The following is a 15,957-nucleotide window of genomic DNA, read 5'->3' as shown; positions in this document are numbered from 1 at the left end:
TTGTGCTATTTGGTTAATAAAAAAACACCCTTCAAAATTGAAGCGTGCCTTTCCCCATTAATCAGTATAACCCTCTAACATTAACGCCATTTCGCTGTCATCTGGTACTTGCTTTAAGTAAGCTTGTAACAGCCGAACAACTTCTTCACGGGCGCCCTCTTCACGATAAAAGTAAATGGCCGACCGTAAGAAATCAGCCTGATCCATAAAGAATGGCGTTGCCGCATCATAATACTTTCGGGCAGTTGCATAGTCTTCTTCATGTTCTGCTGCCACCGCTAAGTTCCAGTACAGTTGCGGGTCAGCATCATCGTTTTGAACATAAGGTGTCGCCAGTTCTTGCGTTTCAGCCCAGCGCTCCTGCTTAACGTACAGGTTACTTAACTGAATGACCGCGCTCAGATCGTCACTGTCTAGCTCATGTCCCCGCTTTAGGTACTGCTCGGCTAAGGCCTCATCGTCCAGTCGCGTCGCCACATGGGCGGCCTGTAACCATAGCTTCTCGTTATATTGGTCAACGCCTAGACCTTCCTGCAAGGCTGTTAAGGCTTCCGGTAAACGGTTCTCCTCTTCCAGCGCTTGTCCCAAATAAGGATACAGAGACGTGTAGTGATCGTCACTATCCTTCAATTCGTTAAACAACCGAATGGCCTCAGTGCGCTCCTTTAGCTGCAAGTAAGTGAACGCCGTTTCAAACTTAACATCCGGCGTCATGTCCCCCGAATGAATTTGTTTCAAGTAACCAATGGCTTGTTCGAACCGCCCAGCGTTGGCGTAAGCAACCCCTAACCGTTCAACAAGGTTGACCCGTGACATATCAGTCGTCCCGGCCGTGATTAGTTCCAGATAGAGGGGAATTGCCTTACGAAATTCACGCATTGTAAAATACAATTCCGCGAGGGCAAACGTAATCACGGGCTCCTCAGGTGCTAACCGGCGAGCGGTTAACAACTTTTGTTCGCTGACCTCAAAGAGTTCTTGGGTCTGATACAGATCGGCGGCAACCATCAATGATTCAATATAAGCCGGCGAATCAGGCCGAACTTGATTTAAATAGTCCAGTGCTTCATCATTTTTGTCTTCATCAATCGCAATATCTGCTAGATTTGTGCGTAATTCATCTTCATCTGGATACTTCTTGAGTAATTTTTCATAAATTCGGCGTGACTGATTCAAAAATCCCAGTGAATACAATTCTTCTGCTAGGCTAAAGAGCGTATCGTCATCATCATGGCGCAGAGCTAACGCATATTGCTTCTTAAATGCGTCTAACTGGCCCTTTTCTAATTGATCAAGTGCTGTTTGTGCGTAACTCATAACCCGCCTCCAGTTGCTTATCTGTGTCACTTTTCACGGGTAGCAAAAAGCCAGCCCGGCATTCACCGTACTGGCCTTTACTACCCGCTAAATAATTGATACCAATTACTTAACAGCATCCTTTAAGGCTTTACCTGGCTTGAATGCAGGTACTTTGCTTGCAGGAATTTGGATTTCTTGTCCAGTTTGTGGGTTACGGCCCTTACGAGCTGCACGTTCACGAACTTCAAAGTTACCAAAGCCGATCAATTGAACCTTTTCGCCTTTTGCTAACGTTGCTTGGACAGAATCGAAGACTGCATCAACTGCAGCCGTTGCGTCCTTTTTAGTTAAGCCAGTTGCAGTTGCAACATCGCTAACCAATTGTGCTTTGTTTGCCATTGTGAATTCACCTCCTGAAAGAAGATTAGATGAATGACATCTATGTCATTTTTGAGTGGTCCAAAAATGATGAAACAAATACGGTCAACCGCATCATTTCTTTATCAAAGATAGCACAGGAATCCTTATATGACAAGGGATAACGCGATTTTTTAGCAATAAAGTGGTGAGAAGACCCCATTTTCCTAAAAAAACGTTAAAATCACGCTAAAATACTGCTATCATCAGTCTTAATCTACTTACGAGCCCGCTCGATTAAATGGATCGGTGTCCCTTCAAAATCAAAGTGCTCTCGAATCTGATTCTCTAGGAACCGTTCATAAGAGAAATGCATCATCTTCGGATCGTTCACGAAGACAACAAATGTCGGTGGTGCGATTGCAACCTGGGTTGCGTAATACACCCGCAGCCGTTTTCCATTATCCGATGGCGTGGGGTTCAAGGCGATAGCATCCATCACCACATCATTAAGGGTTGCTGACTGAACCCGTTTGTTATGGTTGTCAGCCACTCGCTTAATCATCTCCGGTAACTGTTCCAATCGTTGCCCCGTCTTCGCTGAAACGAAGATAATCGGTGCATAGCTGAGGTATTGGAACTCGATGCGAATCAAGTTTTGGAAGTCGGTTAAAGTGTGGTTATCCTTCTTCAAGGTATCCCACTTGTTGACCAAGATAATAATACCGCGACCAGCCTCATGGGCATACCCCGCCACACGCTTATCTTGTTCCCGAATGCCTTCTTCGGCATTCAGAACCACCAATACCACGTCCGAATCATCGATGGCCCGCATGGCTCGCATAACACTGTAACGTTCCGTATTCTCATAAACCTTACCACGCTTACGAATTCCGGCCGTATCAACCATCGTAAATTTCGTGTCATCAGCCACAAACTTAGTGTCAATGGCATCACGGGTAGTCCCCGCAATATTCGAGACAATCACCCGTTCTTCGCCTAACATCGCATTGACCAACGATGATTTCCCAACGTTGGGCCGACCGATTAAACTAAATCGAATGGAATCATCCTTAGGCGCGCCATCCTTTTCAGGAAATTCTTTAACCACTGCATCAAGCAAATCCCCCAGGCCTAAGCCATGAACCCCAGAAACGGGGTATGGATCGCCAAAGCCAAGTGAGTAGAAATCGTAAATTGATTCACGAACCTCTGGATTATCCGCCTTATTGACAGCCAAAATAACGGGTTTATCAGCCCGATACAAGATTTTAGCAACCTTTTCGTCCGCATCGGTAATTCCTTCCGGTGCACTAACGATAAAGACAATCACGTCGGCCTCATCAATCGCGATTTCCGCCTGCTGTGTGATTTGGGTCAAAAAGGGTTCATCACCCATATCAATCCCACCAGTATCAATCATCCGGAATTCGGTTCCTAACCATTCCGCACGTGAATAAATTCGATCACGTGTAACTCCTGGCGTATCTTCCACAATTGAGATTCGTTCACCGGCAATTCGGTTAAACAGCGTTGATTTTCCAACGTTGGGTCGGCCAACAATGGCAACTACTGGATAAGCCATAGTTAATCCCTCCTTTTTCCGTTTGACACGAAAAGGGTCCGCAACGAAACCAACAAAAGTTCCGTTCCAGACCCCTTCAACCAAACGTATTAGTTGTTTTCGTTATCTTCCATGTCCTTCTTCAGGCTGTCCCCAATCAGGTCACCTAAAGAGAAACCAGTGCTTTCTTCTGGGGCGTTAGCCGTTGAAGTTTCAGCATTGTTCCGGTTGCTACGACGACGGTTGTTGTTACCGCCATTGTTGTTGCTCCGGCTACGGTTAGTGTTACGGTTTTCGTTGTCATCGTCACCAGATTGTGGCTTTTCTTCCAAAGCCTTGATGGACAATGCCAAACGGTGGTCTTCTGGACGAACATCCAAGACCTTAACCTTGATTTCTTGACCAACCTTCAAAACGTCAGCAGGCGTTGCGATGTGTTGGTGAGAAATTTGGGAAATGTGAACCAAGCCTTCAACACCAGGGAAGACTTCAACAAAGGCCCCGAAGCTCGTCAAACGCTTAACAGTTCCGTCTAACGTGCTACCTTGAGGTGCCTTGTCTTCAATCCCATCCCATGGTTCTGGTAAGGTTTGCTTGATGGAAAGGGAAATCCGATCGCGATCAGCATCAACTGATAAGACCTTAACCTTAACATCTTGGCCGACCTTCAAAACATCGCTAGGCTTTTCAACCCGTTCAAAGGCGATTTCAGAAACGTGGACCAACCCATCAACGCCGCCAAGGTCAACAAAGGCCCCGAAGTTCGTCAAACGAGCAACTTTACCGTCGACAACGTCGCCAGCCGTTAACTTCGCCATGATTTCTTCCTTTTGAGCAGCGCGTTGCTTTTCAACAATCGCACGGTGGGACAAGATCAAGCGGTTTTCACTTGGTTCGATTTCAACAATCTTGAATTCCAAAGTTTGGCCCTTGAATTGTGCCAAATCTTCAACGAAGTGATCAGAAACCATGGATGCAGGAACAAAGCCCCGTACACCAGCATCAACGACTAAACCACCCTTAACCACTTGGGTAACGGGTGCTGTTAACGTGTTGCCAGCTTCGAATTCCTTTTGGATGTCGTCCCAAACCTTACGGGCTTCCAAACGACGTTGTGACAGCAAGTAACTGCCACCTTCCTTATCGGAACCGATCCGAGAAATTACGACGAGGTCTAAGACATCCCCGACTTTAATTACAGATTTAATATCATCAACTGGTTTAGTGGATAATTCCTTCTTGGGAACAACCCCTTCAACCCCAGTATCAGCAATCCCAACGATTGCTTGTTGGTCATCATCGATTGCTAAGATTTCACCCTTAACAACGTCACCAACTTTAACGGTGTCGATGCTGTTTAAAGCATCTAATAGATCGTTATTTTCATTGTTTTGACTCGTGCCATTTTCACTCATGCGAATTTTTCCTCCTTGCGACAACTCTACATACTATTTTAGCTGATTATGCCAGTAAAAGCTAGTAAAATGCCCATTTCTAGTGGGATTCTTTTTCTTTTATGATTTCAGCAATCTTATCGGCCACTTGTTCAATGCTCATTGACGTTGTATCTAACCGAATGGCATCGGCTGCTTGCGTCAATGGTGACACTTTTCGCGTGGAATCCTTACGATCACGTTCCTCAATTTCATGCTTCAATGTGGCCAATGGCGTTGTAATTCCCTTAGCCGCATTATCCTTCAAACGACGTTGCGCCCGTTCGTCAACGCTAGCCACCAAGAAAATCTTAACTTCAGCATGGGGCAACACCGTTGAACCGATATCACGACCATCCATCACGATCCCCCCGGCTTCGGCAATTTGTCGTTGCCGTTCCGTTAATTCTGACCGGACCGCTGGTAACGCTGAAACAGCCGACACCGAATTGGTCACGTCAGGTTGACGAATGGCTAACGTCACTTCCGTATCATCAACAAACACCTTTTGGACGGGGGTGCCTGGTTCAAACCGAATCGTTATTTGGTCCAGCAATGCCTTAACTGCCGTTTCATCAGTCAAGGCAACGCCTGCCTGCAAGACCTTCCAAGTAATCGCGCGGTACATCGCACCCGTATCACAATATATGTAGTGAAAACGTTGGGCAACTATCTTAGCAACCGTACTTTTACCGGCAGATGCTGGTCCATCAATGGCTACTTGTAATCCCTGCTTCTCCATGAAAACCAAACTCCCTATATTTAAATTCTATCGAACCCGCAACTTTTGTCCGGGGTGTAACGAGGCGCCAGAAGACAGCCCATTTAGCTCTAATAATTTTTGCACCGAGATCCCAGCGTTAGTCGCTACCCGATAGACACCCTGTCCGGACTCTACCGTTGCGTATTTAGACCCTGTCGCTGCTGACGAGCTAGAACTGCTGGCGACATGACTAGAACTCGTCGTGCTGGTCGCAGTCGAAGAACTGCTAGTCGTAGTTGCCGAACTAGCAGTTGTTGTGGACGTTGCTGATTGATGGCTGCTAGACGCAGTCGAAGACGTCTTCTTAGCTGTCTTCTTTTTGTGACTACTGGATGCTTTAGCTGAATGACTGGATGAGCTGGAAGAACTAGCCGCCACCTTTTCTGTATTTTGAGGCCGATTCACGGCACTTTGCCGTGCTAACCCGTAAACCAGTGAAGCCGCTGCAATCACAACGATGATTGCAATTAAAATGACGGTAACCATCGTGTTGCTATGATTTTGCCGCCGCATTTTAGTTCGTGACAGGTTACCCTGATCATCGCGATCGTCGGCAAATGACGAATCCCACGGATGGGACTCTTGTTCCTTTGACGTTGGATCGTCCTGCTTTTGACTCATCATCTAACCTCCCTGAAAAACTTTCACCCGTTATTGTACCATACTGCCCCCACAAATTCTCTAAAATCTTCTTAAAATAGCCGGTGTAACCGTTCCTGCCAACTAACCGTCGTCACGGTAGGCACTTCCGTGGTAGTCCTAGTTAATTCCGTGGTAGTCCTAGTTAAGTGCAAAGCCGCAGCATCTAATGATGAAGTCGCTGGTGAACAGCAGTTAGCCCCGTGCGCCGGCGCGACTTCGTCAAATGCCTGCAACCATTGGTGCCGTAAACAGGTCTCCTCACGAACATAAGCTAACATCTGTGCCAAAGCGCGAGTGCGTTCGCGCTGCCGTTGTTGAAACAACCGCACCACGGCGGCCTCACTAATGCCGTGTTGATAATAAAACTGTAGGAGCTGAATGACCGGTTCATCAGTTGCAAAGTTGGTGGGGTGTTGATAATATCGCTGAATTAATTCGGCATCTGGCCGGTTAGTTTCACCCAGCGCCAAAGGCAGACGCTCATCTCCACCGGCATACAGCAAAATTGCCACACTTTGCTGACCATCCCGGCCCGCGCGCCCAATTTCTTGGGCATAACTTTCGAGGTCCGCGGGCAAGTGGTAATGAATCACGTACCGGACATCGTTTTTATCAATTCCCATCCCAAACGCGCTCGTCGCACAGATCACGTCTAGTTGCCCCGCCATGAACTGTTGTTGAATCTTAAATCGATCTTCGGCAGCCAGACCCGCATGGTACGCCGCCGCTTGAACGTTTGCCGTTTGTTGCAGCCATAGGGCAGTGTCACTAGCCTGTTGTTTACTGGAAAAATACACCACTCCAGGACGTTTTAACGTGGTTACCAACTGTTGCAGTCGTTCTTGCTTTTCAGCTTCGTCGGCCACGTATTCCACATCCAAGAATATATTGGGCCGATCGACCGATTCCGTCACCACCTGTGGCGTACACCGCAGCTGCTTAGCAATTTCTTGTCGCGTCTGCTGCCCAGCGGTTGCGGTTAAGGCTAGTGTCAACGGTTGTCCTAGTCGATCCCGAATGGCTCCTAATAGCAGGTACTCCGGCCGAAAATCCGGCCCCCACTGCACAATACAATGGGCCTCATCAATCACTAGCAAGCTAAGCGTTAACTGCTGCACTCGCGCAAGCATCGTCGGCTGAGCTAACATCTCTGGTGATAAAAATAAGAACTGAATCTGATCGAGTTGTCGTAAAATCTGTTGTCGTTCCGTGAAGCTGGTCTGTGAAGTAATCGCCGCCACCCGTTTAAACCCGCTCATCCGCATTCGATCAACCTGATCATTCATCAATGATAATAAGGGTGACACCACCAACACACATCCTGGATGGCGGTATCCATAGAGCTGGTAAATCAGTGTTTTACCCGCACCGGTCGGCAGGACGGCTAACGTATCATGCCCTGTTTCGAGGGCCGTTAGTGCCGCCAATTGGCCTTGGCGAAACTGATCAAAACCAAAAACTGCTTGTAGACTCTCTACTAATGTTTCCCGCACATCCCTATGCCTCCTGTTTACCACACCAAATGGCAAATAATCTAAAATCGAAAAAATCGTATTGATTCTGTACAGTCTCCGGTAAGTCACCATACTGCCACTCATCAATCGGCCCCGAAACGACCGTCTGAAAATCCTGACGAGTGGTTGCCGGTAATAATTGTGCGTACGGAAAATCCGTCAATGATAGCATTATCGCCGCTTCTAACAAATGTTCTCGCACCGTGCTTAACTTGACATGCCGGGTCGCCGCAATTTGTGTCAGCGTTTGCCCCGTTTGAACGGCTGCTAAAGTCACCTGGGCACTATGGGCCACTGGTGGTTGCCACAAAGCTGCCACTAACGAATGTAACGGGTGGGTTGGTTGGCGCGCGTCCAGCGCCACTTGCGTAAGACCATCCAGCTGCATCAGATATAACTCCCAGGTCGTTTTACCCGTTAACTGAGCCTGCTGTTCACTCGTTACACCGGGCTGATTAAACCCGGTAAACTGAGCAGTTAACACGTCTGCTGCCATAGTTGGAATTTTCGTCAAACTCGCGGTTAAAGCGGCGGAAATGGTTGCAGCCAAGGTGGGGCCCTTCATCGTGTGAAACCACCGCCGTACAGCTTGACGGGCAGCTAAGTCCACCTGTAACGGATAGTATTGTGCTTGACTATGCGCATACTGCGAGACAACCTGAATTGCTAAAAACAACCGCGCTCGTAGTACCTGGTGATCCAAGTAGGGCCACTGCTCGGTCGTTACCGGTTGATAGTAGACTTTGGCGTCACGCTGGGCTGCTCCGGCAGCAGTTAGCTGGACCGTTTCTTTTTCGGCATCAATTTGCGCCCAACCGTGAGCCACCAAAGCGGCCGCAGTGTCATCGAGACCGCCACGTGTCAAGGTCTTATTCAGATTCAGCAAGGATAAGAGGTGGTATCGCTGCCCCCAGTACAACGTCGAAACCGTTCGCCGTCCCCGCAATAGGTTCTCGACAACCCGTAACCGCCGCGGTTGACTTTCACTTAATAAAGGTAATAAATCGACTGGTTCCACGTGTTGACCTCCTGACTGATTAGTTTCCAGTTTACCATACAAAAAGTGGGTCACCACTATCGGTAACCCACTTTTCAGTGACGGACGCTTCACCGCACCGAATGCTTCGCAATCCACGGTGCCATTCGTCGGCTTAAAATAATAAATAAACTCCCCAGCACGATGCCCTTAATTAAGTTAAACGGAATAACCCCCAACAAGATTAGTTGATTAACCGGCAAGCCGAGGGACATATGCCAGACTTTTAAATACAATGGCGTGATGACCCACCAATTAGCCAGTGACAAGATGATGGTCAAACTCAAAGTTCCCGTGATCACCGCTAAGACCTGACGTTTTAAAGACGGCATGGGCCGCTTTAGCAAGGCTCCAATGGGCAAGATCAGGGCCAAATCAGCAATAAATGCCGTTAACACACCGATAAAGTTCACAATATCTAATCCCGTGGCGACCAAATACAATAATTCCTTAACTGCCGCAATTAAAATAGCTCCCCCGGGTCCAAACAAGCTCATGCCTAACAAAACCACCAGATCACTTAAATCTAATTTCATGTAGGGAACTAGTGGGATAATGGGGACGGAAATGAACATGAGGACGAAGGCCACCCCTGAAAATAAGGCCATCTCCACCATTGAACGAACGGCTAAGCCATGACGACTGTTTTCCATAATACGTGTTCCTCCTTGCGGCCATCTCGTGGCGATCCCCACTAAAAAAGGTCTCACCACAGAAGGGCAAGACCTTGGGTTTTACGCGCACCAATATGCTCACGCAAAAAGCAACGTCTCATCTTCTGCATACCAGACTTTACTGTCGGTTTCGGAGTTACACCGAATCAACCGCTCACGCGGGTCGCGGACTTTACCGCCGGTCGGGAATTCCACCCTGCCCTGAAGATGAACCAGATTTAATTACACACTTAATATACTAAGAGATCCTTGACCTGTCAACCATTTGGTTCTAAGCCAAATGGGTCAACCGCCGAAGTTCTTTGACTTCTTCTGGTTTCAGCTGACGTGCTTCCCCAGCATTCAATCCCTTTAACGTCAAGAAGCCATATTGTTCTCGTTTTAATTTTTCAACTGGGCAGCCCACCGCTGCCAGCATTTTCTTAACTTGATGATTTTTGCCTTCGTGGATCGTCAATGAAATAATCGCCGTTTTACGATCATCAGCAGCGCTTAAGACCTTCGACTTGGCCGGTGCGTAAGTTTCCCCATCAACGGTGATGCCTTGCCGTAATTGTTTCATCGCATCATTCGTGGGCACGCCCGTCACGCGGGCAATATACGTCTTCTCAACTTCATAACGGGGATGGGTCAATCGATTGGCCAACTCACCATCATTAGTTAATAATAACAACCCCGACGTATCATAATCTAGTCGACCGACTGGGTAAACCCGCTGGCTCACATTTTCCACCAAATCTACGACTGTCTTACGCCCTTTGTCATCATTCGCTGTAGACACGACACCACGCGGCTTATATAACATGATATAAATTGGTGCTTCACTAGAGATTGGTACACCATCCACTAAAATTTGGTCATGCACGCCCACCTTAGTCCCCAGCTCGGTCACTGCCGCACCATTAACTTTAACTCGGCCACTCATAATTAACTTTTCTGATTGACGACGCGAAGCAACGCCCGCGTGAGCCAAGACTTTTTGTAATCGTTCCATTAAGCTTCATCTCCTGATTGATTGAGTTGCTGATTAAAGGCCTGCAGGAATAAATCACCGGTCGCCTCATCAGCTGTTGTCTCACTTGGTTGGGCCGCTGCAGGTAACGGCGGCAACTCTGCCAATTGTTCAAGTCCAAAGTAATCGAGAAAGTAATCACTGGTTTGATATAACTTGGGGCGACCGGGTTCATCTAAACGCCCCGCATCTTCAACTAACCGGCGCAACACCAATTTCTGAACCGTTGAGGCACTCTGAACTCCCCGAATTTCATCAATTTCAATTCGCGTGATGGGTTGTCGATAAGCGATGATCGCCAAGACTTCTAACGAGGCTGGCGACAAACTTGTACTTAAGGGATTCTCAAAATAGCGTTTAACCAGATCACTCGCAGCTTCCTTGGTCACTAACCGATATGTGGTATCGTTGACCATTAACTCCAAGGCAGAGGCTTCATCAGCCGCATATTTTTGAGCCAACCGTTCCAAGGTCGCTAACACTGCGGGGCGCATGAGGCCGGTTGCTGCCGACAAATCCGCAACCGAAATCCCTTCGTCACCGCTGACAAACAGCAAACTTTCAATCTGTGCTAGAGGTGACATCCGTGCTAAACCTACCTTCCATTTGTAAAAAGTTAACTTGCAGAGGCGCCAAGCGTCCCGCCTGTTGGAGCTGAACCTGCCGTTGGCGCGCCAGCTCTAACACCGCTAGAAACGTGGTCACCACTTCTTCCATCACGGGATGGGTCACCAGCAATTGTTCAAACGCTACCGGTGCCGTCGTTCCCTTTAGCCGTTGTAAAATCGTCGTCATTTGCCGTTTGATCGTAAAGTGTTCTTGGTGCACACTTTGCGTCACCGGCTTGGCTAACGTTGCTCGCTGCATCAGCCGGACCAAAGCGGTCTGTAAATCAACTGGTTTGATCCCTGGTGCCACTGTCAATTCGACCGACTCCGGAACCGCCATGGCCGGACGGGTAAAGTGCTGCTGGCGTTCTAGCGCCCGTTGTTTCAATGCTTGGGCAGCCTGTTTATATCGCTGATATTCTAAGAGTTGATTGACCAACTCTTCACGGGGATCAGCAGGTTCATCCTCATCGACGGGGGCCACTGACTGTGGCTTGGGTAATAAGAGTTTGGCTTTAATCGCCATCAGATTTGCCGCCATGACAAAGTATTCCCCGGCAACATCTAACCGGACGAGCTGCATTTGATGTAAATACGTCAAGTATTGGCTCGTAATCGTACTAATTCGAATATCATAGATATCCATTTCATTGGTTTTAATGAGGTGTAATAGTAAATCCAACGGACCTTCAAAATCACTGACCTGAATCAGCGGTTGTCCGTTCACTGTGGTTTTGTCCATGATGATACTCCCACTTTGCAATAATCTTCGCTGTTGTTAGGGTTCCCATTAATCGTCTGTTCGGCACAGCAGTCGTCAATTGATCCAACATTTGCCAGGTACTAGCTGTAACCGGTTTGTCTGGCATCAGCGTAACCAAGCGCACAATCAGAAATTGATCATGAACCTCTGTTCCTAAAGCCCCGGCAAAATCATCGTTTTCATCTTTCCACAAATAAAGCGTCCGGTCATCGCCACCTTGGTACCAACTAAGCTCGCGCTGAAGCCGATCCCAATCTTTAAACGTGGGCAACAGGCTGAGTAGGCCCATCGCAATCTTTTGATAATCACTCCGATATTTTAATAACATGGTCCTCCTCCATTCCAACGACCTCTTACTTTATCACACTAAGCTCGCGGGTGGTATTGATCGTAGACCTTTACCAATCGTTTCTTAGAAATATGCGTATAAATTTGAGTTGTCGTAATATCCGCATGCCCCAGCAACTCTTGCACAACCCGCAAATCGGCACCATTTTCCAGGATATGGGTCGCAAATGAATGTCGTAACGTATGCGGCGTCACGTCCTTATTAATCTGCGCAACCGCAACGTATTGCTTAATTTTTTGCCAAATGGCCTGACGACTCAGGCCGCCGCCGTGCGCATTTAAAAATAAATAGGGACTCGTTCGTTGCTTCAACAGCACCGGCCGGCTGGTTTGTAAATACCGGTTAATCCAGTCTGTCGCCACGTCACCAATGGGGATGATGCGTTCTTTATCCCCCTTACCCAAAGTCTGAATAAGACCCATTTCCAAATGAAGATCGGCCAGTTTCAAATGAACGAGTTCGCTGACCCGGAGTCCCGTGGCGTACATCACCTCAAGAATAGCCCGGTCACGCAATCCGTACTTAGTCGTTGTATCCGGCGCGGCTAGTAATCGATCTACTTCTGCCACCGTCAAAACGGCCGGTAAATGCTCAGCATGTTTAGGTGCAGCCACATTGGCCATCGGATTAGTGGTCATCTGATGGGTTTGTACCAGATAACGGTAAAACTTTCGTAAAGCGGACACGGCATGAATCACTGAATTACGCGATTTCCCCGTTGCCGTCAAGTTACTTAAATAAGCCATTATCGTCAACCGATCAGCATCCTTAAAACTAGTCAGGTGCTGTTGTGCTAAATAAGTGCCCAGATTACGCAATTCTTGCGTGTAACTCGTTACCGAATTGGCGGCTAAGCCCTGTTCAACTGTCAAGTAATGGCCAAAATCTGCCACTTGGGTTGCCAATTCAGCCATTCAATCACTCCTTAATCCTGCGGTGTATCCGGATCAGTCACTAGCCACAATTGACCATCATGTTGCGTAATCTTTCGTGCTTTTAACAAATGCCCAATTGCCCGCTTAAACTGGCCTTTACTAATGCCAAAGTAAGCCTTAATCGCAGCCGGGTCACTCTTGTCACTAAAGTCTAAATGACCGTCATCACTGTGCTCTAAAGCGGCTAGTAACATCGACGCATCATCATCAATCGCTTCAAAAGTCCGGGGACGAAGCGATAAATTCAACGTCCCGTCATCATGCACCCCAATGACCCGCGCATGTAATTCTTCACCTAAACGTGGTTCCGTTTCCCGTTCATTTGGGTGAATAAATCCCAGTTCATAATGGTCCGTCATAACCCGCGTTCCTACTAATTTAAGCTGATAAGCCCGCGCGATAACGTTGGCATTTTGCATTCGTTTGTTAGCAGGCTGGGCAATGGCTTGATAGATATCCCCATCTGCCAGGACGCCCCACAACCGGTGCTTGTTATCTTCACGCAAAGCAATCATTAGCTGATCCCCTTGTTGTGGCCATAGTTCCATCATAGCTGGTAGGTCATCCAAGGAAACGACAATATCCTTGTTGGGTAATCCGATATCCACAAAGACCCCCAAAGTCCGCTGATTCCGTACAACCGTTCCCATGCCATAATGATCGACTTGCACCTGAGGCGCGTCCCGGGTAATTTGAAGATCATGATCTTCATTTTCATAAGCAAAGCCTTTGAAATTCGAGCCGAGCTTTAGCGGCTTCTTGATCTCCGCCTTATCTAAATAAAAAGTGGTTCCTGCAACCTGCACGAAATACGCTGTTTCATTTTCGTCAGTAACCTTCCCCGCGATGATGCGGCCTAATAAATCTGCCATAATTTCTCCTCAATTCTACCAGTCTGACTGGTTTACCGTTCAAAAGTGTCTATTCCTTATTTTACACGGAATCCCCTCAACTAGCGACCCTTTTCCTGAATTTTGCGTACAAAAAAACGGTCCCCCGACAGAGGGGCCGTTTCCATAACAGGTTTATCTCTTATTAAAGTGCGTTAGAAGCACCGTGGTAAACGATACCGCGACGTGAGTCAACTGTAATCAATTCACCATCAGAAATCTTATCACTAGCGCCAACGGCACCAACGATAACTGGAATTCCCATGGAGATTCCAACAACTGCAGCATGAGAAGTCAATCCACCGTTTTCAACGATGACAGCACTTGACTTTTCAATAGCTGGCAAGTAGTCCTTGTCGGTGTTCTTAGCAATTAAGATACCACCTTCAACAACTTTAGCATTTGCTTCAGCAGCCGTGTTCGCAATGATGGCCTTACCAATCACCGTGTCGTCACCAACGCCTTGGCCTTGTACCAACTTTGAACCGATCAATTGGATCTTCATCAAGTTAGTCGTGCCGCGTTCGCCAACTGGTACACCAGCGGTGATTAAGATCAAGTCGCCTTCCTTAGCTAAGCCCGTTTCAACGGCCTTAGCAGCAGCTAAATCAAACATTTCATCCGTGTTTGATGGCTTTTCGGTAACGATTGGGTAGACACCCCAGTTAACCATCAAGCCGCGACGAGTCCGGTCGTCAAAGGTAACTGCCAAGATATCAGCATTTGGCCGGTACTTGGAGATCATCTTTGCCGTGTAGCCTGTTTCCGTAGCAGCAACGATGGTCTTAACGCCCAATTCGTTAGCAACTCGCGCAACAGAAGCACCAATAGATTCCGTAACGTCACCGTTGTCGAAGTCTAAGTTATCACGACCAAAGTCCTTCAAAGCATTTTCAGCCTTGATATCGATCCGGTTCATCGTTGCAACGGATTCTACTGGGTATTCACCGTTAGCACTTTCACCAGAAAGCATTGTTGCGTCAGTACCATCAAAGACGGCGTTAGCAACGTCAGAAGCTTCGGCACGTGTAGGACGTGGGTTTTCTTGCATTGAGTCTAACATTTGCGTAGCCGTGATAACTGGCTTGCCCAAAATGTTACACTTCTTGATCAAAGCTTTTTGAACCAAAGGTACGTTTTCCGTTGGAATTTCAACACCCATGTCACCACGAGCAACCATTAAACCATCGGAAACCTTGATGATATCATCAAAGTTGTTGATACCTTCTTGAGATTCAATCTTAGGGAAGATTTGAACGTGTTCCATGTGCTTTTCTTCGAGGAGTTCACGGATGTCCATGACATCTTGTGGCTTCCGAACGAATGAAGCAGCAATGAAGTTAATTTCGTGGTCCAAACCAAAACGAATATCGTCAGAATCCTTTTCAGTGATCCCAGGTAAGTTAATGGAAACACCAGGTGCGTTAACACCCTTACGAGAACCTAAGACACCATCGTTTTGAGCCGTTACGATTAATTCCTTAGTTGCGTCGTCTTTCTTATCAACGACCGTGTCCAACAAACCATCATCAAATAAGACGTGGCCGCCTTCGTGGACATCATCGTACAAACCAGGGTAAGTCACAGCGATCTTTTCCTTGGTCCCTTCGAGTGAATCGTCCATAGAGATCCGGAATTGGTCACCCGTCTTGAATTGGAGCTTGCCGCCCTTTTCAACCGTGGTCCGAATTTCGGCACCCTTCGTATCTAACATGATACCAACGGTCTTACCGGTAATCTTTTCAGCCTTGTGGACATTTTCCAACCGGCCTAAGTGTTCTTCGTGGTCACCATGTGAAAAGTTGAACCGGAAGATGTTGGCGCCAGATTCGATTAACTTAACAATCGTATCAACGTCAGTACTTGCAGGACCAAGGGTACTTACGATCTTGGTTTTCTTCATAAGAAAAATCTCTCCTTTAAAATTGGCACGGACCAGTCTGTCATTTGGCTAAAAACCGCAACACAAAAGTCCGGCACAAATTTGATTCCAAAATCATTCTATCACTTTTGAATTTCGATGTCGCCTTTGTTTGTTAATTTTTTAGCGTTTGTTTGAATTTTCTCAAAGTAAGCGTTTTCCGTCAAGACTTCTTCCCAGATTTACGCAAAAACCTG

16 protein-coding genes and 1 riboswitch are annotated in these 15,957 nt (G+C 47.4%); all 16 genes read right to left on the bottom strand.

The features are described from left to right. Positions 1 to 57 precede the first annotated feature (57 nt). Complete coding sequence (locus FC61_RS01825; RefSeq protein ID WP_021741843.1) at positions 58 to 1,317, bottom strand: tetratricopeptide repeat protein; 1,260 nt, start codon at positions 1,315 to 1,317, stop codon at positions 58 to 60. A 105-nt stretch (positions 1,318 to 1,422) separates the two neighbouring features. Then, the gene (locus tag FC61_RS01820) at positions 1,423 to 1,698 is read right to left on the bottom strand and encodes an HU family DNA-binding protein (protein WP_011667553.1); all 276 of its coding nucleotides are present in this window, start codon (positions 1,696 to 1,698) and stop codon (positions 1,423 to 1,425) included. A gap of 235 nt (positions 1,699 to 1,933) precedes the next feature. Next, on the bottom strand, positions 1,934 to 3,241 hold the full coding sequence (der, locus tag FC61_RS01815) for a ribosome biogenesis GTPase Der (RefSeq protein ID WP_011667552.1): 1,308 nt from the start codon (positions 3,239 to 3,241) through the stop codon (positions 1,934 to 1,936). Positions 3,242 to 3,330: 89 nt separating this feature from the next. Beyond that, on the bottom strand, positions 3,331 to 4,635 hold the full coding sequence (gene rpsA, locus FC61_RS01810) for a 30S ribosomal protein S1 (RefSeq protein WP_011667551.1): 1,305 nt from the start codon (positions 4,633 to 4,635) through the stop codon (positions 3,331 to 3,333). A gap of 79 nt (positions 4,636 to 4,714) precedes the next feature. Next, the gene (cmk, locus tag FC61_RS01805; RefSeq protein ID WP_011667550.1) at positions 4,715 to 5,395 is read right to left on the bottom strand and encodes a (d)CMP kinase; all 681 of its coding nucleotides are present in this window, start codon (positions 5,393 to 5,395) and stop codon (positions 4,715 to 4,717) included. Positions 5,396 to 5,422: 27 nt separating this feature from the next. After that, positions 5,423 to 6,037: a LysM peptidoglycan-binding domain-containing protein gene (locus tag FC61_RS01800; RefSeq protein WP_011667549.1), complete on the bottom strand. Its 615-nt coding sequence runs from the start codon at positions 6,035 to 6,037 to the stop codon at positions 5,423 to 5,425. Between the two features lie 71 nt (positions 6,038 to 6,108). Next, complete coding sequence (locus tag FC61_RS01795) at positions 6,109 to 7,551, bottom strand: RecQ family ATP-dependent DNA helicase (RefSeq protein ID WP_021741841.1); 1,443 nt, start codon at positions 7,549 to 7,551, stop codon at positions 6,109 to 6,111. Between the two features lie 4 nt (positions 7,552 to 7,555). Continuing rightward, positions 7,556 to 8,590 (bottom strand): helix-turn-helix domain-containing protein, encoded by a 1,035-nt coding sequence (locus FC61_RS01790; protein WP_042516737.1) that lies wholly within the window; start codon positions 8,588 to 8,590, stop codon positions 7,556 to 7,558. A gap of 89 nt (positions 8,591 to 8,679) precedes the next feature. Further along, a complete protein-coding gene (locus FC61_RS01785) occupies positions 8,680 to 9,261 on the bottom strand; it encodes an ECF transporter S component (RefSeq protein ID WP_024525204.1) in 582 nt (193 codons plus the stop codon). Positions 9,262 to 9,377: 116 nt separating this feature from the next. Then, positions 9,378 to 9,495: riboswitch (FMN riboswitch) on the bottom strand. Positions 9,496 to 9,553: 58 nt separating this feature from the next. Next, on the bottom strand, positions 9,554 to 10,276 hold the full coding sequence (locus tag FC61_RS01780) for a pseudouridine synthase (RefSeq protein WP_011667545.1): 723 nt from the start codon (positions 10,274 to 10,276) through the stop codon (positions 9,554 to 9,556). Continuing rightward, a complete protein-coding gene (gene scpB, locus FC61_RS01775; RefSeq protein ID WP_011667544.1) occupies positions 10,276 to 10,878 on the bottom strand; it encodes an SMC-Scp complex subunit ScpB in 603 nt (200 codons plus the stop codon). The genes FC61_RS01780 and scpB overlap by 1 nt, the downstream gene beginning before the upstream one ends. Next, positions 10,856 to 11,644: a segregation and condensation protein A gene (locus FC61_RS01770; protein WP_035464119.1), complete on the bottom strand. Its 789-nt coding sequence runs from the start codon at positions 11,642 to 11,644 to the stop codon at positions 10,856 to 10,858. The genes scpB and FC61_RS01770 overlap by 23 nt, the downstream gene beginning before the upstream one ends. Continuing rightward, a complete protein-coding gene (locus tag FC61_RS01765; RefSeq protein WP_021741021.1) occupies positions 11,598 to 11,993 on the bottom strand; it encodes a hypothetical protein in 396 nt (131 codons plus the stop codon). Before FC61_RS01765 ends, FC61_RS01770 begins: the two co-directional genes overlap by 47 nt. Before the next feature lie 38 nt (positions 11,994 to 12,031). Beyond that, a complete protein-coding gene (xerD, locus tag FC61_RS01760; RefSeq protein WP_011667541.1) occupies positions 12,032 to 12,928 on the bottom strand; it encodes a site-specific tyrosine recombinase XerD in 897 nt (298 codons plus the stop codon). Between the two features lie 11 nt (positions 12,929 to 12,939). Further along, complete coding sequence (locus FC61_RS01755) at positions 12,940 to 13,821, bottom strand: CvfB family protein (protein ID WP_021741022.1); 882 nt, start codon at positions 13,819 to 13,821, stop codon at positions 12,940 to 12,942. A 163-nt stretch (positions 13,822 to 13,984) separates the two neighbouring features. Then, positions 13,985 to 15,742 (bottom strand): pyruvate kinase, encoded by a 1,758-nt coding sequence (pyk, locus tag FC61_RS01750; RefSeq protein WP_011667539.1) that lies wholly within the window; start codon positions 15,740 to 15,742, stop codon positions 13,985 to 13,987. Positions 15,743 to 15,957: the final 215 nt, after the last annotated feature.

It is taken from the genome of Levilactobacillus brevis ATCC 14869 = DSM 20054 (assembly GCF_001433855.1).
GTDB classification, from domain to species: domain Bacteria; phylum Bacillota; class Bacilli; order Lactobacillales; family Lactobacillaceae; genus Levilactobacillus; species Levilactobacillus brevis.
This window is presented reverse-complemented; position numbering and strand designations above follow the sequence as displayed.